The sequence below is a fragment of the Sideroxydans sp. genome (assembly GCF_054604835.1).
The window spans coordinates 572,123-597,733 of the sequence record NZ_JBTSFG010000001.1 but is presented as its reverse complement, the minus strand read 5'-3'; the positions used below and the strand labels follow the sequence as shown (position 1 = coordinate 597,733).

Below are 25,611 nucleotides of genomic sequence, written 5' to 3'. Positions count from 1 at the left end.
GTAGTGTGCTTCTGATAGTAGACATCGCTCAGCAGCCTCCGGGGGCGCTTGCTCCCGCCCCTCCACTGGATCCGGGCGGCGCGGGTTTGATCATAGGCGGGGCCGGCTGACTGGGATCGAACTCGATGAACTTCTTCTGGTCCTCTGCCACCTTGGACATGATATCGCCCACCAGCGGGCCGAACATCTTGCCCATCAGCCCGGCATTCATCATGCCTATGTAAGTCTTGCCGTCGTTCTTCTTGTACACGGCGACCTTGCAGGGCATCAGGATGGACAGGAAACGTACCGAGTCATCTTTCAGGATGGGGCCGGAATACTGGGTGCTGCATGCCTCGACCATCATCACCGGCAACACGTTGCCACCTGATGACTCGACAGCTTTGCCGGGATTGCGCAAACCGGACAACGCCCAGCCATTGCCGACTTTCTGCACGTTCTGCTGGATGCGGGCGACTGTTTCCTCGACCCCGAACGGACTTTCGACTTCCCAGAACATCAGACTACCCATGTAAACATAGGCCAGCACAGCAACTGCCAGTACCCCAGCGATAAACCCCCCGAACAGTTTCAACATGACTTTCTCCTGATAGACATGATGCGGTAACAACCGGAACGCAGGCCATGAACATTGCGCAGTTTCAATGTGCTCATTCTATGCCTACACTATCTGCGCAGATATGATTCTTTGGGGTTATCGAAACGATTTCCAGCTGACCAAGAGCGACTATTAATCTTGATGGAAAGATATCACGCAGACATTGCGACACGCTGCAGCAAGACCTTTCCACATGTTTGCTCGCAAAGAATGTGGTGCGGGATGCTCGATATTTTTGGCAGCACATGCGAGTGGCGAATATAATCCTGAAGTCCGTAATATCCTCACCATGCCGGCTCGCAGATGAACCCATACCTAGACAAACTCCAACCGTATCCATTTCAGAAACTGGCCAAACTATTTGGTGAAGTCAAGGCCAATGCATCATTCAAACCCATCAGCCTGCACATCGGCGAGCCCAAACACACGACACCACTTTTCATTAAAGAAGCACTGGTCGGAGGTCTGGATGGACTGGCGAATTACCCCACAACGGTGGGCAGCGACGCATTGCGCCAAGCTATCGCCGACTGGCTACACAAGCGCTACGACATCCCTGCCCCGGACATGAAGACACAGGTAATGCCGGTGAACGGCAGCCGCGAAGCCCTGTTCGCTTTCGCGCAATCGGTGATCGACTCCAGCAAGCCAGATCCAGTCGTGGTCTGTCCCAACCCGTTCTACCAGATATATGAAGGGGCAGCCCTGCTGGGCGGTGCCACGCCCTGCTTCATCAATACACTGCCTGAAGACGACTATGCGCTGAACTTCAACCAGTTGGCTGACGATGTCTGGCAACGCACACAGTTGATCTACGTCTGCTCGCCGGGCAATCCGAACGGACGCGTGATGCCGCTGAGCGAATGGCAGACCTTGTTCGAGATGAGCGACCGTTACGGTTTCGTGATCGCTGCCGACGAATGCTATTCCGAGATCTATTTTGGTGATGAGCAACCGCTGGGCGCCTTGCAGGCTGCGCAGCAATTGGGACGTGGCAGCTACAGGAATCTGGTGGTGTTCTCCAGCCTGTCCAAGCGCTCCAATGTACCGGGGTTGCGCTCCGGCTTCGTTGCCGGTGACGCTGCCATACTGGAAAAGTTCGCGCTGTATCGCACCTATCACGGCTGCGCGATGAATCCCGCGGTACAAGCTGCCACCATCGCCGCTTGGAATGATGAAGCGCATGTGATCGAGAACCGCCGTCTGTATACCGAGAAGTTCGAACTGGCTATCAAAGAACTCAGTCCGGTATTGCCGGTGAGTAAACCTGACGCAAGCTTCTACCTCTGGATACGCACGCCCATCGCCGACACTGCCTACGCGCAACAGCTCTACCGCGACTATAATGTGTCCGTGTTGCCCGGCAGCTTCCTGGCACGCGAAGCGCACGGCATCAATCCCGGCGCGAATTTCATCCGTCTGGCGCTGGTCGCCGGGCTGGAAGAGACACAGGAAGCCGTACACCGCATCGCCGAATTCACCAATAAACTTAACTAGGAAAAACCATGCCTCAATTGCAAGCCATCATCGAAGAAGCCTTTGAACGACGCGCCGAGATCACCCCGCGCAATGTGGACGCCCAACTCAAGGAAGCGATCAACACCGTCATCGAATATCTGGATCAGGGCAAGCTGCGCGTGGCCGAGAAGATCGACGGTGCATGGGTCACCCATCAATGGCTGAAGAAGGCGGTGCTGTTGTCGTTCCGCATCGAGGACAACGCCTTCATCAAGGGCGGTTTCACCAACTATTTCGACAAGGTGCCTTCCAAGTTCGCCGACTACAACTCCAAGGAATTCCGCGAAGGCGGCTTCCGCGTGGTACCGCCGGCCGCCGCGCGCCGTGGTGTGTATATCGCCAAGAACGTGGTGCTGATGCCTTCCTACTGCAACATCGGCGCATATGTCGATGAAGGCACCATGGTCGACACCTGGGCCACCGTCGGTTCCTGCGCACAGATCGGCAAGAACGTGCACCTGTCCGGCGGCGTCGGTATCGGCGGCGTGCTGGAACCGGTGCAGGCCAACCCCACCATCATCGAGGACAACTGCTTCATCGGCGCGCGCTCGGAAGTGGTCGAGGGCGTGATCGTGGAAGAAGGATCAGTCATCTCCATGGGCGTGTTCATCGGCCAGTCCACCAAGATCCTCGACCGCGAGACCGGCGAGATCATCTACGGTCGCGTGCCTGCGGGTTCCGTCGTGGTCAGCGGCAGCATGCCTTCCAAGGACGGCTCGCACAGCCTTTACTGCGCAGTGATCGTAAAGAAGGTCGATGCCAAGACGCTGGGCAAGACCGGCATCAACGAACTGTTGCGCGGCATCTAAACCCACTCCACCCGGGAGAAGAACAATGATCGTCACACCGCTGTTGCAACTGGCTGCAGACAAACTGGCATCCGACTTGTTCTTCTCTGTCGGTGCGCCGATCAACATCAAGATCAACGGCGTCCTGATGCCGGTCAATCAGCAGAAGCTGACCGACGAGCAGGTCAAACAGATCGCCTACGAGATGATGACGCCGGAGCAGATCTCCGATTTCGAGCTGCATATGGAGATGAACTTCTCCTTCCGCGTTCCTGATATCGGCAACTTCCGCGTCAACGTGTTCCGCCAACGCGGCAGCATCGCCATCGTCATCCGTTATGTGCGCAACAACATCCTCAACATCGAGGATCTGCACCTGCCACTGGTGCTCAAAGAGCTCATCATGGAGAAGCGCGGTCTGGTGCTGATGGTCGGCGCGACCGGTTCCGGCAAGTCCACCACGCTGGCCGCCATGCTGGAACATCGCAACCGCACGCAGAGCGGCCATATCCTGACCATCGAGGACCCGCTGGAATACATGTTCCATCACGGCAAGTCCATCGTGAACCAGCGCGAGATCGGTACCGATACGGAAGACTACGGCGCGGCGCTGATCTCCGCCATGCGCGAAGCGCCTGACGTGCTGATGATCGGCGAGATCCGCGACCGCGACACTTTGAAACACGCGCTGATCTTCGCCCAGACCGGCCACCTGTGCCTGTCCACCCTGCACGCCAACAACAGCTATCACGCACTCAACCGCATCGTGAACTTCTTCCCGTACGACGCGCGCCAGAGCATCCTGTCCGACCTGGCGATGTGCATGCGCGCGGTGATCTCGCAACGTCTGGTGCGCAACGCGCAGGGCAAACAGGTCCCCGCCGTGGAGGTGTTGCTCAACTCCGCGCTGATCGCCGACCTGATCAAAAACGACCAGATCGAAAAGATCCGCGAAGCTATCGAACAGAGCGTATCGCACGGCTCGCAGACCTTCGAACAGGCCTTGTACAAACTGTTCAAGTCGGGACAGATCACCAAGGAAGAGGCATTGAAGAACGCCGACTCGGCCAGCAACCTGTCTTCGCTGATCGACTATTCCGTGACCAGCAAGATGAAAGCATTCGATCCTGCGGCAGAGCCATCACAATCACCTGCACCAAGCTCGGGCGCCGCGAGCTTCGACAGTATCAAGTTGAACATCGAAATGCCCGGGTCCGATTCCTGATGAAACTGTACGGCATCCCGAACTGTGACACGGTGAAGAAAGCCCGTGCTGCATTGGCGGCGCGCGGTGTTACTTACGAGTTCCACGACTTCAAGAAACACGGCGTGACTGAGGCAATGTTATCCGGCTGGCTGAAACAAACAGGCTGGCAACGGTTGCTGAAAAAGACCGGCCCCACCTGGGGGAAGCTGCCGCAGGAAGTGAAGGATGGCATCAAGGACGATGCTTCTGCCCTCTCACTGTTGTTGCAACACCCTAATATCATCAAACGCCCGGTACTGGAATCGAACGGCAAGGTGCTGGCGACCGGATTCAACGAATCAGAATATATAGAATTGAAATTATGAGCAGCACACTGGAACTGACCAAACAACTCATCTCCCGCAAATCCCTGACCCCCAATGACGACGGTTGTCTGGACATCATCAGTGCACGTCTTGCGCCGCTGGATTTCGATCTGGAGAAGATGCGCCACAGCGAAGTGGACAATCTGTGGGCACGCCGTGGCAATTCCTCTCCGCTTGTCTGTTTCGCAGGACATACCGATGTGGTGCCGACCGGCCCGGTAGAACGATGGGACAGCGACCCGTTCACACCGACTGTACGCGATGGCATCTTGTACGGACGCGGCACCTCCGACATGAAAGGTTCCATTGCCGCTTTCATCACCGCCACCGAGCGCTTCGTCGCCGAGCATCCGCAACACAAGGGCAGCATCGCCCTGCTGCTCACCTCCGACGAGGAAGGCATCGCGGTGGACGGCACCACCCGTGTGGTGGACACCTTGAAAGATCGCAAGCAAGGCATCGATTACTGCATCGTGGGCGAGCCGACCTCTGTCAGCAAGACCGGCGACACCATCAAGAATGGCCGTCGCGGTTCGCTGTCCGGCACCTTGACCGTCAAAGGCGTGCAAGGCCACATTGCCTACCCGCATCTGGTGAAGAACCCCATCCATCTGGCCTCGCCGGCCATCGCCGAACTGGCCGCCACCGTCTGGGACGAAGGCAACGAATATTTCCCGCCCACATCGTTCCAGGTCTCCAACATCAAGGGCGGCACCGGCGCCACCAACGTGGTGCCCGGCACCGTAGAGATCGTATTCAACTTCCGCCATTCCACCGCCAGTACGGTGGATAGCCTCAAATCGCGCTTCATCGCCGTCCTCGACAAGCACAAGCTGGAATATGACCTGGAGTGGGAGAACTCTTCCGGCAAACCTTACCTCACGCCGCATGGCGATCTGGTCGATGCCGTGGCTGCCGCCATCAAGCAGGTCACCGGACTGGATACCGAACTCTCCACCAGCGGCGGCACTTCGGACGGCCGCTTCATCGCCGACATCTGCCCGCAGGTGATCGAACTCGGCCCGCTCAACGCCACCATCCACAAGGTCAACGAATGTGTGGCGGTCGCCGACCTCGATGCGCTATCCGAGATCTACTATCTGACGCTGTGCACACTGCTGGCTAAATAAGGAACCTGCGCAATGGACATCAATCATTTTTCCGAGGCCAGCACCTCGCTCAGAACGGTGCGCGACTGCTTCCGCTTCGCCATCAGCCGATTCAACCAGGCCAAGCTGTTCTTCGGCCATGGCAGCGAGAATGCCCAGGACGAAGCCGCCTACCTCATCCTGCACACGCTGCACTTGCCGCTCGAAGAGCTGGAACCGTTCATGGATGCGCGACTGACACAGTCCGAGATCTACGAAGTGCTCAACATCATCGAGAAGCGCGTCGACCGGCGTCTCCCGGCCGCCTATCTGACCCAGCAAGCCTGGCTGGGTGATCGCTCGTTCTATGTCGACGAACGCGTCATCGTGCCGCGTTCTTTCATCGCAGAACTCCTGCGGGAAGGCCTGTTCCCCTGGATCGAGGATACCGAGCAGGTGAACAGCGTGCTGGATCTGTGTACCGGCAGCGGCTGTCTGGCCATCCTCGCGGCCGAAGCCTTCCCGCACGCCATCATCGACGCGGTTGATCTGTCTGCGGACGCACTGGATGTCGCCCAGTACAACGTGACCGACTACGGCCTGGACGAGCGCATCGAACTGATCGAATCCGACCTGTTCGAGAAGCTGCAAGGCCGGAAATACGATCTCATCATCAGCAACCCGCCCTATGTCGACGCACCTTCCGTCGCCGCACTGCCGCAGGAATACAAGCACGAGCCGGAACTGGCGCTCGGTAGCGGCACGGACGGACTGGATGCCACACGCATCATTCTGCAGCAGGCTGGCGAGCACCTGACCGAGAACGGCATACTGGTGGTCGAGATCGGACACAACCGTGATGTGCTGGAAGCCGCCTATCCGGATGTGCCCTTCACCTGGCTGGATGTCACGGCGGGCGGTGAATTCGTATTCCTGTTGCACAAGAACGATCTTCCTTGATGTCTGTAGATCACTACGAGAACTTCCCCGTCGCTTCTGTTCTCATGCCCCGCCGCCTGCGCAAACCGGTGGCGGCGATCTATCACTTCGCCCGCGCGGCGGATGACATCGCCGATGAGGGCGAGCTGAGTGATGATGAACGCCTGCGACAACTAGACGAGTTCCGTGATGAGCTGACGCACATCGCCAACGGTGAGACACCGCTGCTGCCGCTGTTCAGGCATCTCGCTATCGAGATACAGGAGCATGCGCTGCCCATACAGCCACTGCACGACCTGCTCGATGCCTTCTCGCAGGATGTGGTGAAAAAGCGCTACGCAAACTACGACGAGCTGCTGGACTATTGCCGCCGTTCAGCCAACCCGGTGGGCAATCTTTTGCTGCATCTGTACGAAGAAGCAACGCCGGTGAACATCGCCTACTCCGATGCAATCTGCAGCGCGCTGCAACTCATCAACTTCTGGCAGGACGTGGCCCAAGACTGGGCGATCGGTCGCGTCTACCTGCCGCAGGATGACCTCGCCCGCTTCGGCGTGAGCGAAGCACAGATTGCCGAGGGGCGCTGCGACGACCACTGGCGCGCCTTGATGAAGTTCGAAGTGGACCGCGCACGGGCGCTGATGCTTTCCGGCAAACCGCTTGGGAGCATCCTCACCGGACGCATCGGGCTGGAGATGCGCATGATCATCCAGGGCGGGCTGCGCATCCTCGCCAAGATCGAAGCCGCCGACTACGACGTATTCAATCACCGCCCGGTTTTGAAGCCGCATGACTGGGTTATCATGCTGGCCAAATCAGCCCCCTTCTGAAGCGCAATGAATCCCTACGAATACTGTCTGGACAAGGTCAAGCAGAGTGGCTCAAGTTTCACCAGCAGCTTCCGCATCCTGAGCCGGGAGCGGCGCGAGGCCATGACGGTGCTGTACGCCTATTGCCGCGAAGTGGACGACGTGGTGGACGAATGTTCGGATGCCAACGTCGCGCGCACCACGCTCAACTGGTGGCGCAACGAAGTGGCGGCGATCTATGCCGGCAAACCCACCCATCCGGTATGTCAGGCACTGGTGCCGGTCGTCACGCGCTACCAGTTGCCGCAAGAACACCTGCTGGAGATCATCGACGGCATGGAGATGGACCTCGACCAGCCGCGCTATGCTGATTTCAAATCGCTGCAGTTGTATTGCTACCGCGTCGCATCCGTGGTCGGTCTGCTGTCGGCCGAGATCTTCGGTTACACGGACCGCGAGACACTGAAATATGCGCACGACCTCGGCATCGCCTTCCAGCTCACCAACATCATCCGCGACGTGGGTGAAGACGCCCGCCGCAACCGCATCTATCTGCCGATGGACGAGATGCAACAGTTCGGTGTGACCGCCGCCGACATCCTCAATGCGCGCGAGACTGACAACTTCCAGAAACTGATGGCGTTCCAGATCGAACGGGCACGCCGTTACTACCAGCAGGCATTCGACCACCTGCCACCTGCCGACCGCAAGGCACAGCGCGCCGGACTGATCATGGCTGCCATCTACCGCGCCGTGCTGGACGAGGTCGAACGCAGCGGCTGCCACGTCTTGAGAGAACGCGTCTCGCTGGGGCCGGCCTACAAGCTGTGGCTCGCCATCAAGGCATGGCTGCAGAATTGAAGGTCGGCATCATCGGCGGCGGTTATGCCGGTATGGCTGCTGCAGCCGAACTCGCTGACGCCGGTATTCCTGTTACCGTGTTCGAGAGCGCCAAACAACTGGGCGGGCGGGCGCGGGGTGTCGCTTACCACGACACGCAACTCGACAACGGCCAGCATCTTTTACTCGGTTGTTACCGCGAGACCCTGCGCCTGATCGAGCTGGTCGGCGGCGATATCGAACGCGATTTCCTGCGCCTGCCTTTGCAGCTGGACCTGCATCAGCATCTTGAATTGCGCGCCCCCCGTCTGCCCGCCCCGCTGCATCTGCTGTTCGCACTGCTCAATGCAAAAGGACTGAGCTGGCGCGAAAGGATCAAGGCTGCCCGCTTCATGCTCGCCTTGCGCGCCATGGGCTTCCGCTTACCTCAAGATATGACGGTTGCCGAATTGCTCAAGCAGCACGGCCAAGATGCCGGCCTGACGCTGAAGTTCTGGGAGCCGCTGACCATTGCCGCTTTGAACACCCCGATCAGCAAGGCTTCGGCGCAGGTTCTGCTCAACGTATTGCGCGATGCGCTGAACCGCGCGCGTGCCGATAGCGATATGCTGCTGCCTCGCGTCGACTTCAGCGCACTGTTTCCGCAGCGCGCCGCAGCCTTCATAGAGCGGCATGGCGGCCAGGTGCAACTTTCCTGTGGGGTGGATGCGATCATTCCGGACAGCGACGGTATCGCACTGCAGACCGCACAAGGTACACAACATTTCAGCCATGTGATCTGCGCCGCAATGCCTGCTGCGGCCGAAAGACTTTTGCGCCCCCTGCCAGAACTGGCGGATACGGTACGGCAGATCGCCGCGCTGGAACAACAGCCTATCTATACCGTGTATCTGCAATATCCCGCGCAAGTGCGGTTACCTCATCCCATGATCGGCCTGCACCAGCGCTTCAGCCAGTGGTTGTTCGACAAGGGCAGCATCGCCGGGCAGCACGGGCTACTGGCTGCCGTGATCAGCGCGGAAGGCATCCATCAGCAACTGGATCAGGATGCACTGGCCGAGAAAGTGGCCGTGGAGTTACGCGAGGAGTTCGGCATCCCTGAAGTACCGCTTTGGAGCAAGGTCATCGCCGAGAAGCGCGCCACCTTCTGTTGTGCGCCAAACCTGCAACGTCCTGCACAACAGACCGCCCTGCCCCGCCTGTTGCTGGCAGGAGACTACACGGCGGGAGAATATCCGGCGACACTCGAAGGCGCGGTATTGAGCGGCGTGCATTGCGCGCGTCGCTGCCTGCCGGGGCGGAAATAATCCGTGTTGTCGTAGTAAGTTTCCTGCGTATTCTCTGCCGTCCAACCCGGTATGCCGAGCAGCGGCACGGGCGTCAGTTCATGTGTCGTCATGCAATGACCCGGATCGTCCAGATAGCGGGCGATCAAGTCATCCAGCTTTTGCAGGCGCTGCGGCAGCGGCAGATCGAAGAAGTCGCGCTCAACTTTCAGCAACAATCCTTGTCCAGTCAGACCGATGTAGGGGTTGAGCACTTTTTCATACAGGCCGTGACCGAACAGATAGAAATCCATGCTGCGGCCTATCTCGGACCGTCTCTGCCAGAACAATTGATTCCAGGAAAAACCGCGCAACAGCTCGGCCATGCTGTCATCCGCATAAGGCACGACCACGCCCGATTCATCGAACAGGGTGTTCATGTCGCGTATCGCACCGCGTTCGCTGCGCCCTGCTGTATCTCGGCCCGAGGTCAACGCCGCGTAATGGCGGGCATTGATAGCACGCTTGGCAGCCGGGAAGGCGAACCAGACCAGGGCATTGAACAGATCGTGCCAATTCTCCTCGCGGGTCTGCACTTCGCCCTGCAAATAGCAACGCGGTTCGTAGCGGGCTTCGAATGGCAATTTGCCGTGGTCCTGCGCCACGAAGCGCAGCGGCTTCCCATTTCTGACACATATCGCTCCTTCCCCGCCCGGCAGCAGTGCGTTGTAGTCCGACAGCGTGGGAAAATTCTCAGCTGGCAACCTTGCGAGATGCGCATGCAAGGGAAGAAATGGGAGCGATGCCAGCAAACATTCACGTTGCCATGGATGGTCGATTTTCATGGTGTGAAGTCTAACGCAAGCACAGGACTCAAGACAGGGCGGGCGTCATGTGATAAGTTGCGCGCAAACGTAAATAGCAGCGGAGGTTCCAATGGATGAAATTGATGCGATACAGGCCAGCCTGGCCAGCTTCACACAACGTCTCGACGATGTCGCTTCGGATAGTTTCAATGAGATCCGCAAGTGCTCTTTCTTCGACCCTATCCCCAGCGAACAACTGCGCCCCATCGCCGATCTGGCGACCATCCATACTTTCGTTGAAGGCGACAAGCTGACTTCTGAAGGCGAAGAGATCAGCTCGTTCTTTGTGATCCTGTTCGGACGCGCCAGTGTGCATGTGCGCGACAACGAGGTAGCCGTCATCCATAGCGGCGAATGCATAGGCGAAAGCACTTTCTTTGCCGGCGAGGCCGCATCGCGTTCTGCCACCGTGATTGCAGAAGGTGAAGTGATCGCCGCTGAGATCAAGAAAGCCGATATCGGAAAACTGCTGGGCGAGAGCCGCACTTATATGGACAAGGCATTGCTCAATGCGCTGTTCCGCAAGCTGCAACAGGCCAACCGCAAGATCGAGGAGCTGCTGCGCTGACCATCCATGAGCATCATTGCCGTATTCAACCAGAAGGGCGGCGTCGGTAAAACCACCACTGCACTGAACCTCGCCGCCGCGCTGCACAAGCGCGGTCGCCAGCCGCACGCCTTCGACCTCGACCCGCAAGCCCAATTCAGCTCCATCACAGGGACTGTCGCTCGCAACGGGCACGAAACACTGTTGTCCCTGTTCCAGCTCAACCGTCCGCTGCGCGATCTGCTGCGCACCTCTGACAGCGGTATCACGTTGATCCCATCCCACAACGAACTGGCCAAAGTGGACGTCCTCTATGGCAAGGGTTTCAACGTGGTGAACCGACTCAATTCGGCGATCAAGGCAGAACGGTTCGGCTCTGCAGAGAACCCCTTGATCATGGATTGCAGCCCCCTGATCGGCGTCATGTCGCTGAACGCCATCTTCGCCAGCAGCGGACTGGTCGTGCCGATCTCGGCCGACCATCTTTCACTACAAGGTGCCCGTCAGATCGAGAAGACGCTCAATGCGCTCGAACCAGTTCTGAAAAGGCGCGTCGCCCGCCGCTACCTGCTCACCCGTTTCGACCGCAGACGACGCATGGCATGGGACGTGCTAGAACAGGCGCAAGCGCTGTTCGGCGCAGACGTATGCAAGACCTATATCGCAGAGAATGTGAGTCTGGCCGAGAGCCCGGCCCTGAACAAAACCATCTTCGAACACGCCCCGACCAGTCGTGGCGCGCAGGATTACGATGCCCTGCTCGATGAGTTGTTGGCAGACGGCTTCATCGAATAATCGCTAGTTGTTCAGATTGTAGTTGGCAAGGGTTGCTTGGTTTTAGGCCTTATGTAGCGCTCCACATAAAGCCGAATTTCAGACTGACATTCCGGAAAGAATCCGAGGAACGAGAATTACGCGGCTTATTTCGATATAAGCGTGATGATATCTTCCACCGAGATCGCCTGTTGTGGCCGGTGGTCATCTTGTTTGCGGATCTCGCAAGTCAGCACTTCGCAATAGCGATACATCTGGTTCAACTTGCGCTCGGCATCCTGTTGATCACGGCCTGAGATCACCACGCTGACGATATGCTGCCCATCGCGGGTGCGTATCGAGAAATCGAATTTCTGCATGGCGTCGTTCATCGTGATTATTCCCCTGCCGCCCTCATCGCTCTGGCTTCGTACAGGCAGATGCCTGTGCTGACCGACACGTTCAGGCTCTCCACACTGCCCATCATCGGAATGCGGGCCAGTTGGTCACAGGTCTCACGCGTCAGGCGTCGCATGCCTTCGCCTTCCGCACCGAGTACCAGCGCGATGCCGCCCTTGTGTTTGACTTCGCCCAGTGTGGTTTCGGCTTCTCCGTCCATGCCGACCACCCAGATGTCGCGTTCCTGCAATTCACGCAGGGTACGTGCCAGATTGGTGACCGTGATAAAGGGCACGGTATGCGCTGCGCCACAGGCGACCTTCTCCACCGTGGCATTGATGCCCACGGCGCGATCTTTTGGCGCGATCACTGCATGCACGCCAAAGGCATCGGCACTGCGCAGACATGCGCCCAGATTATGCGGATCCTGCACGCCGTCCAGCACCAGCAGCAACGCCGGCTCGGTGAGCGTTTCCAGCACATCGTCCAGATGTTGCACCTTCAGTGCCGCATCGACGCGGGCGGCGACACCTTGATGACGCGCATTGCCCGCCATGCCGTCCAGACGCTTGGAATCCGCCTGGATCACTCGTACACCGTTGCTCTCCGCCAGCTTGAGCAGATCGCGCGCGCGCGGATCCTTGCGCTGCGGATCGACAAAGACTTCCAGCACGCTGTCGGCGTTCTGGCGTATGCGTGCCGTGACGGCATGGAAGCCGTGGATGATGCGTGACTCAGCCATGGCGCTTCGCTCCCTTGCCGCTCTTGCCTGCAGGCTTTGCATGCTTTTCGGACGGGGCGGCCTTTACTGTCTTCTTCTTGGCACCGCTCCAGGCGCCCACATCCACACCGGACTCGCTGGAATCGCTTGATTGCGGTTCACCTTCCAGCACGAAGTCGATCTTGGTGCTTTCCATATCCACGCGCACTACCTTCACATGCACGCGATCACCCAAGCGGTATCGCTTACCCGTGCGTTCGCCCAACATCTGGTGTTTGGTCGCATCGAAATGGTAATAGTCCGCACCGAGTTCGGACACGTGCACCAGACCTTCGACATACAGATCGTCCAGCGACACGAACAGGCCGAAGCCGGTGACCGAAGAGATGGTTCCGGCGAATACGCTGCCCAGATGGTCGCGCATATAGAAACACTTGAGCCAGGCTTCGACATCGCGTGTCGCGTCGTCGGCGCGGCGCTCGGTCATCGAACAATGCACGCCCAGCTCAGCCCACTTAAGTTTGGGTTTGTACTGCTTGTTTTCCAGCACGGCTTTGATGGCACGGTGTACCAGCAAGTCCGGATAGCGACGGATGGGTGAGGTGAAATGCGCGTAGGCCTCATAACCCAGGCCGAAGTGACCGTTGTTATCCGGTGCGTACACGGCTTGGCGCAGCGATCGCAGCATCACGGTCTGCAGCAAACCGGCATCCGGACGGCCCTTGATCTGCTTCAGCAAGGCCGAATAATCGGACGCCTGTGGATCGTCGCCGCCGCCCAGTTGCAGACCGAATTCCTTGAAGAACTCGCGCACCGTTTCCAGTTTCTCCGGCGTCGGGCCTTCGTGCACGCGGTACAACACCGGATGTTTGTGCTCTGCGAGGAAGTCTGCCGCACATACGTTGGCCGCCAGCATGCATTCTTCGATCAGTTTGTGCGCATCGTTGCGGATCACCGGCACGATCTTTTCGATCTTGCCCTGCTCGTTGAAGATCATCTGCGTCTCGACCGTCTCGAAATCGATAGCGCCGCGCTTCGCCCTTGCCTGCAGCAAAGTTTGGAATAGTTTGTACAGGTTGTTGATGTGCGGCAACACTTCAGCGTACTTCTGCGCGTCCTCACCTTTAGGGTTAGCCAGCATGTCGGCCACTTGGGTATAGGTCAGGCGGGCGTGCGAGAACATCACCGAAGGATAGAAGCGATATTTGCCGATCTCGCCCTCTGCGCTGATCTGCATATCGCACACCATGCACAGGCGATCCACGTTCGGGTTCAGCGAACACAGACCGTTGGACAATTCCTCCGGCAACATGGGGATCACGCGGCGCGGGAAATACACGGAATTGCCGCGATTGATTGCTTCCATATCCAGCGCGTCGCCCGATTGCACATACGAGCTCACGTCGGCGATGGCCACAACCAGCCGGTACCCGCTTCCGCTCGGCTCGCAATACACCGCATCGTCGAAGTCACGCGCCGTCTCACCATCAATGGTGACCAGCGGCAGATGCTTCACACTTTCGCGACCGACATAGTCGGACGGTTGCACCACCGGTGCAAAACGCTCGGCCTGATGTTTGGCATCGTGCGGGAATTCGTTGGGCAAGTCGTGCTTGCGCAGCGCGATCTCGATCTCCATACCGGGGTCTGCATAGTTACCCAGCACTTCGACGATGCGGCCGATCGGCTGGGCATGCTTGGAAGGCTGTTGCAGGATCTCCAGAATGACCACCTGCCCGGCCTTGGCTCCGCCCACACTGCCTGCGGCCACCAGAAAGTCCTGGCTGATACGGCGGTTCTCGGCAACCACGAACTGGATGCCGTGCTCTTCATACAGTCGGCCGACGACACGCGTATTGGCATGTTCCAGCACTTCGACGATCTTGGCTTCGCGCCGACCACGTCGGTCTTCACCCGCGACACGCGCCATCACAGTGTCGCCGTGCAACGCGTTGTGCATCTCTTTGGCGCTCAGCACCAGATCGGCACTGCCGTCTTCGGGGACCAGGAAGCCGAATCCGTCCGGATGGCCCTGTACCTTGCCCTTGATCAAGTCCAGCTTGTCCATCACGCAGATGGCGCGCTTGCGGTTGCGCATGGTCTGTCCGTCGCGCTCCATAGCGCGCAAACGGCGGATGAACAGCTCTTCTTCGTCGTGCTCGATCTGCAGCAGCGCGATCAGGTCGTCCTGTTCCAGCGGCACGCCCTTTTCGGCCAGAATCTGCAAGATGTATTCGCGGCTAGGCAGCGGATGTTCGTATTGTTCGCGTTCGCGCTCCAGGAAGGGGTCGAGTTCGCGGATGCTTTTTTTCTTTTTCGTCATTGACAGATAGTCCTATAGCAATTAAAGTGCGCGCCGTTGTTGCATTGCCCAGATGGCGGAATTGGTAGACGCGCACGGTTCAGGTCCGTGTGCCGCAAGGTGTGGAGGTTCGAGTCCTCTTCTGGGCACCAATTTTGAACAAGACGGTTCGCGAAAGCGAGCCGTTTTTGTTTTGTGCCTGGAACAAGTGAAGCACCTGCGTGCTTCGCACCCTGACTCGAAAGGAATCCGGTGCATCGGATTCCGAGGTCGCGCAAGCGTGACCGAGCCTCTTCTGGGCAACCATCATAAATGGCTCGCATTTGCGGGCCATTTTCTTTTTGCGGAACACTATTCAAACAAAAACACGCACCGCTCCCGCGATGCGTGCCCATTCTTTCCATAGCCTGCACCCGCTCAGACCTCAAACGGATGACGCAGCACGATGGTTTCATCACGATCCGGACCGGTGGAAACCATATCGACCGGCACTTCACAGATCTCGGCGATGCGTTGCAGATAGTTGCGCGCTTCCACCGGCAGATCCTCGTAACGCTTCACCCCTACCGTACTGTCACTCCAGCCCGGCATGTCTTCGTACACAGCCTCGCAGCCGTCCAGTGATTCGGAACCGACCGGCAGGATGTCGCTGAACTGCCCGTCGATCTTGTAGCCCACACCGATGCGCACTTTCTCCATACCGTCCATCACATCCAGCTTGGTCACGCACAGACCGGACACGCCGTTGATCTGGATGGCACGCTTGAGCGCGGCCGCATCGAACCAGCCGCAACGACGCGCGCGACCGGTGGTGGAACCGAACTCATGGCCCTTCTCGGCAAGCATCTTGCCGATGGGGTCCTGCTTCAGTTCCGCGTCGTACAACTCGGTCGGGAACGGACCGGAACCAACGCGTGTCGTGTAGGCCTTGGTGATGCCCAGCACATAGTTCAGGCTCTGCGGGCCGACACCGCTACCGGCGCATGCTGCACCGGCGATGCAGTTGCTCGAAGTGACGAACGGATAAGTACCGTGGTCGATATCCAGCAATGCGCCCTGCGCACCTTCGAACAGCAGGTTCTGTCCGGCCTTGTTCGCCTCATACAGCGCGCGCGGCACATCCAGCACCAGCGGCTTGATGCGTTCCGCCAGCGCCAATGCTTCGTCCATGGTCTTGTTGAAGTCGACCGTCTCCACCTTGAAGTAGTTCTTCAGGACGAAGTTGTGATAATCCAGTACCTCGCCCAGCTTGGCGGCGAAACGCTTGCGGTGGAACAGGTCCTGTAAACGGATCGCGCGACGCGCGACTTTGTCCTCGTAAGCCGGGCCGATGCCGCGACCTGTCGTGCCGATCTTGCCTGCGCCCTTGGCGATCTCGCGTGCCTTGTCCAATGCCTCGTGATACGGCAGGATCAGCGGACAAGCCTCGGAGATGCGCAGACGTTCATAGACCTGCACTCCAGCAGACGCCAGCATGTCCATTTCCTTGAGCAAGGCAGCCGGAGACACCACCACACCGTTGCCGATGTAGCACATGACGTTGTCGCGCAAGATACCGGACGGGATCAGGTGCAGCACGGTCTTCTCTTTGCCGATGACCAGCGTATGGCCGGCATTGTGTCCACCCTGGAAACGCACCACGCCCTGGGCATGGTCGGTCAGCCAGTCGACCACCTTGCCCTTGCCTTCATCGCCCCATTGGGTACCGATCACTACTACGTTCTTAGACATATCTATTCCTGTTCCGGATTTCAGTTTTTCATCTCGACAACGACCCATTGCCCATCACGCTGGATCAATTCACGGTCGCAATTCAATTCAGTATGCAAGGCGGCATCTCCGAGCAGGTCGACCACAACGATCTCCCCTTGCCCGCGCAGTGCTGCGATCGCCGCATCCAGGGTCGCGTCCTCACGGTACGGGGCGTGGATGGTTTTGGACAACGCCTGCTGTGGCAGCAAGCCGTGCAATTGACGCAGGTCCATGCTGAAGCCGGTGGCTGGCCGTGCACGGCCGAATACCTTGCCAAGGTCGTCATAACGACCGCCGACTGCAATGGCGTCATGGCTACCCGCATGGTAGGCCGCAAACACCATACCACTGTGATAGTGGTAACCGCGCAACTCGGCCAGATCGATACCGATGCTATCCACTTTACCGTTCAGACCGCTTGCCGCACGCTGCAGATCATCCAGCGCGGCAACCACTGCCGGCAGTTTGGGAAGCTGGCTACGGGCACGCGCGATCACATCGATACTGCCGTACAGATGCGGCAGCGCCAGCAAGGCTGCTTGAGTCTCCGCCGGCAAGGACTGCACCAGGGTGGTCAAGGTGGGCACATCCTTTTGCTGCAATGCGACAAACAGCGCCTGCTCCAGTTCGTCACTGATGTCAGCGCCATCGAGCAGGGCATGGAACACGCCGACATGCCCCAGATCGAGGTGCACCTGTTTGATGCCGAGCAAGGCCAGACTATTCAACATCAGCGCCTGTATCTCCAGATCACTTTCGATACCGCCATGTCCGTAGAGCTCCGCGCCAACCTGCAAAGGCTCACGCGTGCGCATCAGACCGGAAGGCTGGGTATGCACCACATTACCTGCATAGCACAGACGCGCGACACCCTGCCGGTTGAGCAAATGGGCATCGATACGGGCAACCTGGGGAGTGATATCGGCACGCAGCGCCAACGTGCGGCCGCTTAACTGATCGACCAGTTTGAAGGTGCGCAGATCCATATCCGCACTGTCATTGATCAACAGGGAATCAGAGTATTCGATCAGAGGCGGAGCGACCAGCTGATAGCCGGAACGGCGCATCAGCTCAAGTACTTCACGGCGCATGACTTCGATGCGCCATGCTTCTTCAGGCAACATGTCCTGGATGAATTCAGGCAACAACCATTTCATTTTCAGTTTATCCAGTAAATCAGCAGTAAACCGCTCAACATGAGCGTCAAACCGAGGAACCTCACCTGTCCATCATGCAACTGCGACAGGTTGCGCAGCGTTTGGCGCCAGGGCTTGGGGAACATGAAAGGCATCAAACCTTCCAGCACCAACATCAGGCCCAGCGCCGCCAGCCAAAAATCAAGCATCGCCTACTACTGTGTACTTTTGCCGGAATTCTTCAGATATTTGAAGAAAGCGGAACTCGGATCGATCACCATCACATCGTTCTTGTCCCTGAAAGTCTGCTTATAGGCTTCCAGGCTGCGATAGAAGGAAAAGAATTCCGTATTACGGCCGAAGGCGGCGGCATACAAGGCTGTCGCTTTCGCATCGCCCTCACCCTTGATCTTCTGTGCGTCACGATAAGCATTGGCCAGCAACACCTGACGTTGCTTGTCGGCATCGGCACGGATCTTTTCGCTCTCGGCGTTACCGGTCGCGCGCAATTCGTTGGCGACGCGTTTGCGTTCCGCTTCCATGCGGCTATAGACGGAACCGCTGATCTCAACCGGGAAATCGACGCGTTTCAGGCGCACATCCAGCACTTCCACGCCGATCTTGCGCGCGTCTCCGTCGGTCTTCTCCTGCACCACACGCATCAGTGCGTCGCGCTTGCCGGACACCACGTCATGGATGGTCAGTTTGCCGAACTCTTCACGCAGGGCGGAATTGACCGTCTGCATCAAGCGGGTCTGCGCACGCGCCTCGTCGCCGCCCACGCTGATGTAATACTGCTTGACGTCGAAGATGCGCCATTTGACGTAGGAATCGACCAGCACGTTCTTCTTCTCGGCCGTGATGAAACGCTCCGGCTCCGCCGAATCCAGCGTCAGGATGCGCGAATCGAAGAAACGCACATTCTGCAGCAGCGGCACCTTGAACTTGAGTCCGGGTGTTGTCTCCAGACGCATCACTTCACCCAACTGGAACACGATAGCAGCCTGACGCTGATCCACCACGAAGGTGCTCATACTCAGCAGGATCAGGGCAATGATCGTCCCCACCAGCAGATTTCTGATCTTCATACTCATTTAGCGTGCCTCCCGTTCGCGGCCAATCAGCAGTTCACGCGCGCGTTGCGGCATGTACTCCGAGTCAGGCGCCTGCTCAGCAGATTTGGATGCGGCTTGTGGAGCCGCTATCGCGCCTGTTTGCTGCATCAATTTATCCAGCGGCAGATATAACAGACTGCCATTGCCGTTCTTCTGGTCGATCATCACCTTGCTGCTGCTGGTCATGATCTGCTGCATCATGTCGATGTACATACGCTCGCGGGTGACCTTGGGTGCCTTCTCGTATTCAGCCAGGATCTGCTTGAAGCGGCTGGCATCACCTTCGGCATTGGCGATCACACTCTGTTTGTAACCGGACGCCTCTTCCATCAGTCGCGCCGCCGCACCCTTGGCCTTGGGCACCACGTCGTTGGCATAGGCCTGACCTTCGTTCTTCTGGCGCTCTCTGTCCTGACCGGCCTTCACTGCATCGTCGAACGCGGCCTGCACCTGCTCGGGCGGCTGCGCGTTCTGCATCGTCAGCTTGCTGATGACGATGCCGGAATTGTAGCGATCCAGGATGTCCTGCATCAGGCGCGTGGTCTCACCCGCCACCTCTTCACGCCCTTCGTACAGCACGAAGTCCATCTTGCTGCGACCGACCACTTCGCGAATCGCCGTTTCCGCCGATTGGCGCACGTTCTCATCCGGATTGCGGTTGTTGAACAGATAGGCGCCGGGATCCTTCAGGAAGTATTGCACCGCGAACTGAATGTCGATGATGTTCTCATCGTCAGTCAGCATCAGTGACTCTCTCAGCACTTTGTTCTTGACGTTGTCGCGATAGCCCACTTCGATGGTACGCACCTGGCTCAGATTGACGATCTCGACAGTCTCGACCGGATACGGCAGATGCCAACGAGGACCGGCCTCGGTAGTCTCGACCTGCTTACCGAAACGCAGCACCACGCCGCGCTGACCTTCGTCGACGATGTAGAAACCGCTGGCAAGCCAGATCAATGCCACGATCAGCACGATCAGACCGATGCTCATACCGCCACCGACGCCGCCGCTGCCACCGGACTTGGGTGTTGAGCCACCGCGACCACCGAAGATGGATTCGATCTTGCGATTCAGGTTGCGCACGACCTCTTCCAGGTCGGGCGGACCGCCACTATTGTTCTTGCCCCACTGCGGGTCATTCAATCCCATGATTCCTCACACTTTCCGATCAATGATTGTTCAACGGATGCCATTCTTCGGCCTGTTTTTGCTGAATCGGTGTATCCCGTACTGCTGTCAGTGCATCGCGCAAAGCCTCTACGCCGGCACCGGATTTTGCACTCAAATGAATGGCGACGATATTACCATACTCGTCGCGCTTGACGTCCGGCGCCAAGCCCTGCAGATCGATCTTGTTATAGATCACGATCTGGGGAATGTCCTGTGCCCCGACTTCCTTCAATACCTTGTTCACTTCGGCCACCTGATCGTTGCGCTCGGGGCTGTTCACATCGACCACATGCAGCAGCAGATCGGCCTGGGCCGTCTCTTCCAGCGTACTGCGGAAGGCGGCCACCAGCCCGTGCGGCAGATGCCGGATGAAACCCACAGTGTCAGACAACACCACCTGACAAGGGCTATCACCCGGCAGGTACAACTTGCGCGCCGTGGTATCCAGCGTCGCGAACAACTGGTTGGCGACGTATGTACCGGCGTTGGTCAAGCGGTTGAACAGCGTGGATTTACCGGCATTGGTATAGCCCACGATGGACACTGACAGCACGTCCGAGCGATTGCGCGCACGACGCTGCAATTCACGTTGGCGCTTGAGTTTTTTCAGGCGATCGTTGAGCAGATACACGCGCTTATCCAGCTTGCGCCGATCCAACTCAAGTTGCGTCTCGCCAGGTCCGCGCGCGCCGACGGCGAACTTCTGCTGCCCCATGTCCGTGTTCATACCTGCCAAACGGGTAGACAGGTATTTGAGTTGCGCCAGTTCCACCTGCACCTTGCCCTCATGGCTCTGTGCACGCAGGGCGAAGATATCCAGGATCAGCATGGTGCGGTCGATCACCCGCGCCTGCAGCTTGGCAGACAGGTTGCGCATCTGCGCGGGAGACAAGTCATGATTGAAGATGACCAGCGGGGCTTCCAGTTCCTCGACCCGGGCGGCGATCTCATCCACCTTGCCGCTGCCGGCAAAGGTGGCGGGATCGGGACGCTGCCGCTTGCCTTCGATCAGCGCGAGGACTTCCACCCCGGCACTTTCCGCTAGCAAACGGAGCTCTTCCAGACTCTCGGCGTAGTCCGGCGCGCCAAAATCAAGACTGACCAATACCGCCGTATTGGGCGCAGTCGTTGATTCGGACATCACTGCTCGTCGTAAGGGATGGAGATGGCGCGGGCCGGGACGATAGTAGAGATGGCGTGCTTGTAGACCATCTGGGTGACGGTGTTCTTCAACAGCACCACATATTGATCGAACGAATCGATCTGGCCTTGCAGCTTGATCCCGTTGACCAGATAGATCGCGACCTGCACATGTTCCTTGCGCAATGCGTTCAGGAACGGGTCTTGTAATTGTTGCCCTTTAGTACTCATGATAGTCGGCTCGTAGTGTGGTTTAAACGCCGCCACTGTACTGGAAAACGGCGGCTTGCGAAAGGAAAATGCAGCGCTTCCGACCCACATTTCCCCTTACGTGATGGATCCTTAGATTGTTAAAATGTTCAGTTCCACATCTTGCGAACTTCCCACAGGAACCGACATGCCACGCCTCGCCATCGCTTTCTTCCTTTATGCCAACCTTTTAACCCCAGCCTACGCCCAAGACAGCGATGCTTCATGGCAAGGCAACGCCGCCCTGTCTTTCTCCCGCTCTGCCGGCAATACCAGTAGCACAACGTACTCGATCTCGATCGATGAGGCGCGGACGACTGACGCCAACAAGCTATCCACCTATGCCTCGGCGCTATATGGCAAAAGTCAGGGGGTGGTCAGTGCCGACAAGACGCGCCTTGGCAGCAGATATGACCACAACCTGAGTCCGCTGCTATTCGGTTTCGGACAACTGGAGTTCGAACAAGACAGGATGGCGAACCTGGAGCTGCGTAGCGGCTTGGGTGCCGGCTTCGGTTATCACTTACTGAAAGATGACAGCGTCACATTCGATGTGTTCGGCGGTCTGTCCCACAACCGATCGGTCATGATGACCGGTAACACGGTCAGCATCGTCGAAGTGATCATGGCGGAAGAATCCACGCACACATTGACGCCGAACACCCGCTTCAAGCAGAAGCTGAGTTACTACCCCAACACGCAAACTGGCGGGGAGTTTCGCACCGTGTTCGATAGCAGCCTGGTGATCAATCTGAACAGCACGATGGGTCTGTCGATCAGCCTGCAGAACAAATACAACAGCGATATCGGCGCGGGTGTCAAACACAGCGATACCGTGTTGCTGACGGGGCTTAACGTCAAGTTATAACCTCTTTAACCGTACTTCTTGCGCCCCCGGATACGTGCTCGATGGGCGGCGCGTTCTTCGCTCTCTGTCAATGGACGCGGCGCCTTGTCGGCGAACGGATTCTTGCCGGATTTGAATTCGATGCGTAATGGCGTGCCCTGCAGCTTGAATGCATCGCAGAACACCCGCTCCAGATAGCGTATGTAACTTGCCGGCACTTTCTCCAGTGCACTTCCGTGCACGACGATCAACGGCGGGTTGCTGCCGCCCTGGTGCGCGTAACGCATCTTGGGACGGAACGGCCCGTTGCGCGGCGGCGCCTGTTTTTCCACAGCAGCTTCCAATACACGTGTGAGCTGTGGCGTTGGCATCTTGGTCATCGCGGCGGTATAGGCCTGGTTGACCGACTTCAACAGATTATCCACGCCGGTGCCCTTCAGCGCGGAGATGAAGTGCTGCTTGGCAAAATCGAGGAAGTGCAGCTTGCGGTCGATGTCACGCTTGGCACTGTCGCGTGCGTATTCGTCCAGCCCGTCCCACTTATTCACTGCCAGCACCAGCGCGCGTCCGGCCTGCAGCACGAAGTCCGCAAGGTGCGCATCCTGTTCGGTGATCTGGTCGCTGGCATCCACCACCAATACCACCACATTGGCATCCTCGATGGCCTGCAAGGTCTTCACCACCGAGAACTTCTCGATGGCCTCGTCGATCTTGCCGCGACGGCGCACACCGGCGGTGTCGATGATGGTGTACTGCTTGCCGCCGCGTTCGAAATCGATATAGATGGAGTCGCGCGTGGTGCCCGGCTGGTCGAAGGCGATGACGCGTTCTTCGCCGAGGATGGCGTTGACCAGCGTGGATTTGCCGACGTTGGGTCTGCCGACGATGGCCAACTTCGGATGATGGGACTTCTCTTCCGTTTCCGGCTCGGCTGCAGGCAACTCGTCCAGCGCGATCTCGATCATCTCCGACACGTTCTCGCCATGCGCTGACGAGATGGGGATAGGCTCGCCCAGCCCGAGCTCGTGAAAATCAGCCGTGACACGGGCGCGTTGCATACCTTCGGCCTTGTTCACCAGCAACATCAGCGGTCGTCCGGTCTTGCGCAACTGAGTGGCTATGATCCTGTCCTGCGGCGTCAGTCCATCCCTGCCATCCACCAGGAACAGCACCAGATCGGCTTCATCCACTGCCTGACGCGTCTGCTTGGCCATCTCATACAAGATGCCTTCCTTGGCCACCGGTTCAAGGCCGCCGGTATCGACCACCAGGAATGGCCGCTCTCCGACCCGCCCGCGACCGTAGTGACGATCACGCGTCAGACCGGGTTTGTCGGCCACCAGCGCATCACGGCTGCGCGTGAGGCGGTTGAATAGTGTTGATTTGCCGACGTTGGGGCGTCCAACCAGAACCAGTGTGGGTAGCATTACTTTTGTACCGAGATCGCCAGCAACTCACCGTCACTGGTTTGAACCATTGCGCCGTCACCCATCAGCACGGGGGCGGCAAGAATTGCGCTGCCATCCGTCTTGCGACGTGCCAGCAGGTTGCCATCGCGGGTGTCGAGCAAATGTACATAGCCTTCGAAGTCACCGATCAGCAAATGCTCTTCGACGGGATAAGGTGCTGTCATTTGACGATAGGCATGCTGGTCGTTCTTCCACAAGGTGGCACCAGTACTTCTGTCCAGCGCGAACACGCTGCCATCCGCATCGGTCACATATAGATAGCCGCCGAACAGGGCCAAACCCTTGTCGCTGGACATCTCGCGCGACCACATGGTGTTGCCCTGGATCGCATCGAAACATGCCAACCTGCCCTGAAAGGCGATGGCACACACTTGCCTGTCATCGGCGGCAGGCAGACTGGTGATGTCGCTGATGCGCTCCAACTCCGTGTTGCCGCGCGGTTGTGATACGGCCGCTTCCCAGATCACGATCCCTTTGGTCAATCCGATCGCCGCCAGTCGGCCCGCCGCGAAACCCGCGTAGACCATGCCGTTGCGGATGACCACGCCGGCGTTGCTGCGCACACTCAGTGCGGGTGTGACGCGCTCATACAACCACAAGCGCTTGCCATCTTCCGCATTCAGACCCGCGATGCGGCCGTTGCCGGTGCGCACCACCACGATGCCGCTGGCGATCTTGGGCGCACTCAACACTTCACTGGACACCTGCACTTGCCAGCGCAACTTGCCGTCTGTCTCATCGTATGCGGCCAGTTCGCCCTGATCGCCACCGACCAGTACCAGCCCCTCGCCCGCTCCCACGCCACCGGAGATCGTGAAGCCTGGTTCGATACGCCACATCTGCTTGCCGCTGTCGCGGTCGAAGCGATACAGATATTTTTCGCTTGCTCCGAACACCGCCACACGCGTGACACCCGGTGTCAGCACGTTGATACCGCTGTCGCCCAGCGACTGCTGCCAGCGTACCTGTATCTTCGCTGCCGGCTTGAAGTCGATCAATTTAGCCGGCTCGATGCTCGCCTTGTCACTGCTGCAAGCAGCCAGCATCAGCGCGCAAGCCAGCAGACTGAAGTGACGCAATATCATTTTGCGTTACCCAGTCCATCCAGCTTCAACTGGATCAGATTGCGTTGAACAGCCTGCTCATCGGCTTTTTCCAAGGCTTGCTTGTATGCGATGCGCGCATCGTCAGTCTTGCCCATCGCACTCAGCACATCCCCCTTCAGATCGGCATAAACGCTATCGAAGGCAGCCGGATGTTCTGTGCCCAGATGCTTGAGCGCATCCTCATATTGTTTCTCGTCCAGCAGCATGGCTGCCAGCTTGAGACGGGCCACATGTTGCAGGCCATCTTCATCCGCATGTTCGATCACCCACCACAATCTGGCCTTGGCGCGTGTCGCATCGCCGGCCTGCTGGCTGATCTGCGCAGCCAGCAGTTGCGCACGTGTCGCATAAGGGCTGTCCGCGAAGCGCTCGGCCAGTGCATCGGCTGCATCACCGATAAGCTTGTCATCGCCGCTCGCGGTCTGCTTCATCACCTCGGCATACAGGCTGGCGGCACCGGTCGACTGGCTGGCCTGATGCTGCTTCCAGAACTGGCTGCCGGCGAAAGCCAGCAGGGAGACCGTGACGAGTCCATACACCCAGCTGCTGTTCTCCTTCCACCAAGACTTGAGCGCGTCGACCTGTTCCTGTTCGTGTAGATCCAACTCTGACATTTTCA

27 protein-coding genes and 1 tRNA gene are annotated in these 25,611 nt (G+C 58.4%); 13 read left to right on the top strand and 15 right to left on the bottom strand.

The features are described 5' to 3' along the window. Positions 1 to 28: 28 nt before the first annotated feature. Complete coding sequence (locus tag ACYCZ5_RS02870) at positions 29 to 577, bottom strand: DUF302 domain-containing protein (RefSeq protein ID WP_461543252.1); 549 nt, start codon at positions 575 to 577, stop codon at positions 29 to 31. A 324-nt stretch (positions 578 to 901) separates the two neighbouring features. Between ACYCZ5_RS02870 and dapC the strand changes: the two genes are divergently transcribed. Genes dapC through hpnE form a run of 9 tightly spaced genes read left to right on the top strand, consistent with a single transcriptional unit; the run spans position 902 to position 9,459 of the window. Continuing rightward, positions 902 to 2,095, top strand: coding sequence for a succinyldiaminopimelate transaminase (gene dapC, locus ACYCZ5_RS02865; RefSeq protein ID WP_461543251.1), 1,194 nt, complete (start codon positions 902 to 904; stop codon positions 2,093 to 2,095). Positions 2,096 to 2,103: 8 nt separating this feature from the next. Then, positions 2,104 to 2,925, top strand: coding sequence for a 2,3,4,5-tetrahydropyridine-2,6-dicarboxylate N-succinyltransferase (gene dapD, locus ACYCZ5_RS02860; RefSeq protein WP_461543250.1), 822 nt, complete (start codon positions 2,104 to 2,106; stop codon positions 2,923 to 2,925). Between the two features lie 25 nt (positions 2,926 to 2,950). Next, positions 2,951 to 4,129 carry a PilT/PilU family type 4a pilus ATPase gene (locus tag ACYCZ5_RS02855; protein WP_461543249.1) on the top strand — a complete coding sequence of 393 codons (1,179 nt, stop codon included), beginning with the start codon at positions 2,951 to 2,953 and terminating at the stop codon, positions 4,127 to 4,129. Further along, positions 4,129 to 4,476 (top strand): Spx/MgsR family RNA polymerase-binding regulatory protein, encoded by a 348-nt coding sequence (locus ACYCZ5_RS02850; protein ID WP_461543248.1) that lies wholly within the window; start codon positions 4,129 to 4,131, stop codon positions 4,474 to 4,476. The genes ACYCZ5_RS02855 and ACYCZ5_RS02850 overlap by 1 nt, the downstream gene beginning before the upstream one ends. Then, positions 4,470 to 5,606 (top strand): succinyl-diaminopimelate desuccinylase, encoded by a 1,137-nt coding sequence (gene dapE, locus ACYCZ5_RS02845; RefSeq protein WP_461543362.1) that lies wholly within the window; start codon positions 4,470 to 4,472, stop codon positions 5,604 to 5,606. Before ACYCZ5_RS02850 ends, dapE begins: the two co-directional genes overlap by 7 nt. A gap of 12 nt (positions 5,607 to 5,618) precedes the next feature. Continuing rightward, positions 5,619 to 6,524 (top strand): 50S ribosomal protein L3 N(5)-glutamine methyltransferase, encoded by a 906-nt coding sequence (prmB, locus tag ACYCZ5_RS02840; RefSeq protein ID WP_461543247.1) that lies wholly within the window; start codon positions 5,619 to 5,621, stop codon positions 6,522 to 6,524. Further along, positions 6,524 to 7,333 (top strand): squalene synthase HpnC, encoded by an 810-nt coding sequence (gene hpnC, locus ACYCZ5_RS02835; RefSeq protein ID WP_461543246.1) that lies wholly within the window; start codon positions 6,524 to 6,526, stop codon positions 7,331 to 7,333. The genes prmB and hpnC overlap by 1 nt, the downstream gene beginning before the upstream one ends. Positions 7,334 to 7,339: 6 nt before the next feature. Continuing rightward, on the top strand, positions 7,340 to 8,173 hold the full coding sequence (hpnD, locus tag ACYCZ5_RS02830; protein WP_461543245.1) for a presqualene diphosphate synthase HpnD: 834 nt from the start codon (positions 7,340 to 7,342) through the stop codon (positions 8,171 to 8,173). Next, a complete protein-coding gene (gene hpnE / locus ACYCZ5_RS02825; protein WP_461543361.1) occupies positions 8,158 to 9,459 on the top strand; it encodes a hydroxysqualene dehydroxylase HpnE in 1,302 nt (433 codons plus the stop codon). Before hpnD ends, hpnE begins: the two co-directional genes overlap by 16 nt. Here hpnE and ACYCZ5_RS02820 read toward each other — a convergent pair. Continuing rightward, on the bottom strand, positions 9,369 to 10,262 hold the full coding sequence (locus ACYCZ5_RS02820) for a DUF3025 domain-containing protein (protein ID WP_461543244.1): 894 nt from the start codon (positions 10,260 to 10,262) through the stop codon (positions 9,369 to 9,371). The genes hpnE and ACYCZ5_RS02820 overlap by 91 nt on opposite strands. A gap of 91 nt (positions 10,263 to 10,353) precedes the next feature. Between ACYCZ5_RS02820 and ACYCZ5_RS02815 the strand changes: the two genes are divergently transcribed. Beyond that, a complete protein-coding gene (locus ACYCZ5_RS02815) occupies positions 10,354 to 10,851 on the top strand; it encodes a Crp/Fnr family transcriptional regulator (protein WP_461543243.1) in 498 nt (165 codons plus the stop codon). A 6-nt stretch (positions 10,852 to 10,857) separates the two neighbouring features. Further along, positions 10,858 to 11,625 (top strand): ParA family protein, encoded by a 768-nt coding sequence (locus ACYCZ5_RS02810; protein ID WP_461543242.1) that lies wholly within the window; start codon positions 10,858 to 10,860, stop codon positions 11,623 to 11,625. Between the two features lie 125 nt (positions 11,626 to 11,750). Here ACYCZ5_RS02810 and ACYCZ5_RS02805 read toward each other — a convergent pair whose 3' ends face one another. From ACYCZ5_RS02805 to rnr, 3 genes are read right to left on the bottom strand one after another with little or no spacing between them, the layout of a single operon-like run. Beyond that, on the bottom strand, positions 11,751 to 11,975 hold the full coding sequence (locus tag ACYCZ5_RS02805; protein ID WP_461543241.1) for a hypothetical protein: 225 nt from the start codon (positions 11,973 to 11,975) through the stop codon (positions 11,751 to 11,753). Between the two features lie 5 nt (positions 11,976 to 11,980). Then, a complete protein-coding gene (gene rlmB, locus ACYCZ5_RS02800; protein ID WP_461543240.1) occupies positions 11,981 to 12,724 on the bottom strand; it encodes a 23S rRNA (guanosine(2251)-2'-O)-methyltransferase RlmB in 744 nt (247 codons plus the stop codon). Beyond that, positions 12,717 to 15,026, bottom strand: coding sequence for a ribonuclease R (rnr, locus tag ACYCZ5_RS02795; RefSeq protein ID WP_461543239.1), 2,310 nt, complete (start codon positions 15,024 to 15,026; stop codon positions 12,717 to 12,719). The genes rlmB and rnr overlap by 8 nt, the downstream gene beginning before the upstream one ends. Positions 15,027 to 15,072: 46 nt before the next feature. On the opposite strand from rnr, the gene ACYCZ5_RS02790 reads away from it, so the two are divergent. Then, positions 15,073 to 15,157, top strand: a tRNA-Leu gene (locus tag ACYCZ5_RS02790). A 265-nt stretch (positions 15,158 to 15,422) separates the two neighbouring features. On the opposite strand, the gene ACYCZ5_RS02785 is transcribed toward ACYCZ5_RS02790, so the two are convergent. The 7 genes from ACYCZ5_RS02785 to hfq are packed head-to-tail and all read right to left on the bottom strand — an operon-like array spanning position 15,423 to position 21,552. Continuing rightward, positions 15,423 to 16,736: an adenylosuccinate synthase gene (locus ACYCZ5_RS02785; RefSeq protein WP_461543238.1), complete on the bottom strand. Its 1,314-nt coding sequence runs from the start codon at positions 16,734 to 16,736 to the stop codon at positions 15,423 to 15,425. A gap of 20 nt (positions 16,737 to 16,756) precedes the next feature. Then, positions 16,757 to 17,914 carry an ATP phosphoribosyltransferase regulatory subunit gene (locus tag ACYCZ5_RS02780; protein ID WP_461543237.1) on the bottom strand — a complete coding sequence of 386 codons (1,158 nt, stop codon included), beginning with the start codon at positions 17,912 to 17,914 and terminating at the stop codon, positions 16,757 to 16,759. Between the two features lie 2 nt (positions 17,915 to 17,916). After that, positions 17,917 to 18,102, bottom strand: coding sequence for a DUF2065 domain-containing protein (locus ACYCZ5_RS02775; protein WP_461543236.1), 186 nt, complete (start codon positions 18,100 to 18,102; stop codon positions 17,917 to 17,919). A gap of 6 nt (positions 18,103 to 18,108) precedes the next feature. Beyond that, positions 18,109 to 18,987, bottom strand: coding sequence for a protease modulator HflC (gene hflC, locus ACYCZ5_RS02770; protein ID WP_461543235.1), 879 nt, complete (start codon positions 18,985 to 18,987; stop codon positions 18,109 to 18,111). Further along, entirely contained in the window at positions 18,988 to 20,160 is a 1,173-nt protein-coding gene (gene hflK / locus ACYCZ5_RS02765) for an FtsH protease activity modulator HflK (protein ID WP_461543234.1), read from the bottom strand. It abuts the gene before it with no gap. 19 nt (positions 20,161 to 20,179) lie between these two features. Beyond that, complete coding sequence (gene hflX, locus ACYCZ5_RS02760; RefSeq protein WP_461543233.1) at positions 20,180 to 21,322, bottom strand: GTPase HflX; 1,143 nt, start codon at positions 21,320 to 21,322, stop codon at positions 20,180 to 20,182. After that, positions 21,322 to 21,552 carry an RNA chaperone Hfq gene (hfq, locus tag ACYCZ5_RS02755; RefSeq protein WP_461543232.1) on the bottom strand — a complete coding sequence of 77 codons (231 nt, stop codon included), beginning with the start codon at positions 21,550 to 21,552 and terminating at the stop codon, positions 21,322 to 21,324. The genes hflX and hfq overlap by 1 nt, the downstream gene beginning before the upstream one ends. A 166-nt stretch (positions 21,553 to 21,718) precedes the next feature. Here hfq and ACYCZ5_RS02750 point away from each other — a divergent pair, with 166 nt between their 5' ends. Continuing rightward, complete coding sequence (locus ACYCZ5_RS02750) at positions 21,719 to 22,438, top strand: DUF481 domain-containing protein (RefSeq protein ID WP_461543231.1); 720 nt, start codon at positions 21,719 to 21,721, stop codon at positions 22,436 to 22,438. Positions 22,439 to 22,443: 5 nt separating this feature from the next. On the opposite strand, the gene der is transcribed toward ACYCZ5_RS02750, so the two are convergent. Genes der through ACYCZ5_RS02735 form a run of 3 tightly spaced genes read right to left on the bottom strand, consistent with a single transcriptional unit; the run spans position 22,444 to position 25,606 of the window. Next, on the bottom strand, positions 22,444 to 23,844 hold the full coding sequence (der, locus tag ACYCZ5_RS02745; RefSeq protein WP_461543230.1) for a ribosome biogenesis GTPase Der: 1,401 nt from the start codon (positions 23,842 to 23,844) through the stop codon (positions 22,444 to 22,446). After that, positions 23,844 to 24,971, bottom strand: coding sequence for an outer membrane protein assembly factor BamB (bamB, locus tag ACYCZ5_RS02740; protein WP_461543229.1), 1,128 nt, complete (start codon positions 24,969 to 24,971; stop codon positions 23,844 to 23,846). Before bamB ends, der begins: the two co-directional genes overlap by 1 nt. Then, the gene (locus ACYCZ5_RS02735; protein ID WP_461543228.1) at positions 24,968 to 25,606 is read right to left on the bottom strand and encodes a YfgM family protein; all 639 of its coding nucleotides are present in this window, start codon (positions 25,604 to 25,606) and stop codon (positions 24,968 to 24,970) included. Before ACYCZ5_RS02735 ends, bamB begins: the two co-directional genes overlap by 4 nt. Between the last annotated feature and the right edge of the window lie 5 nt (positions 25,607 to 25,611).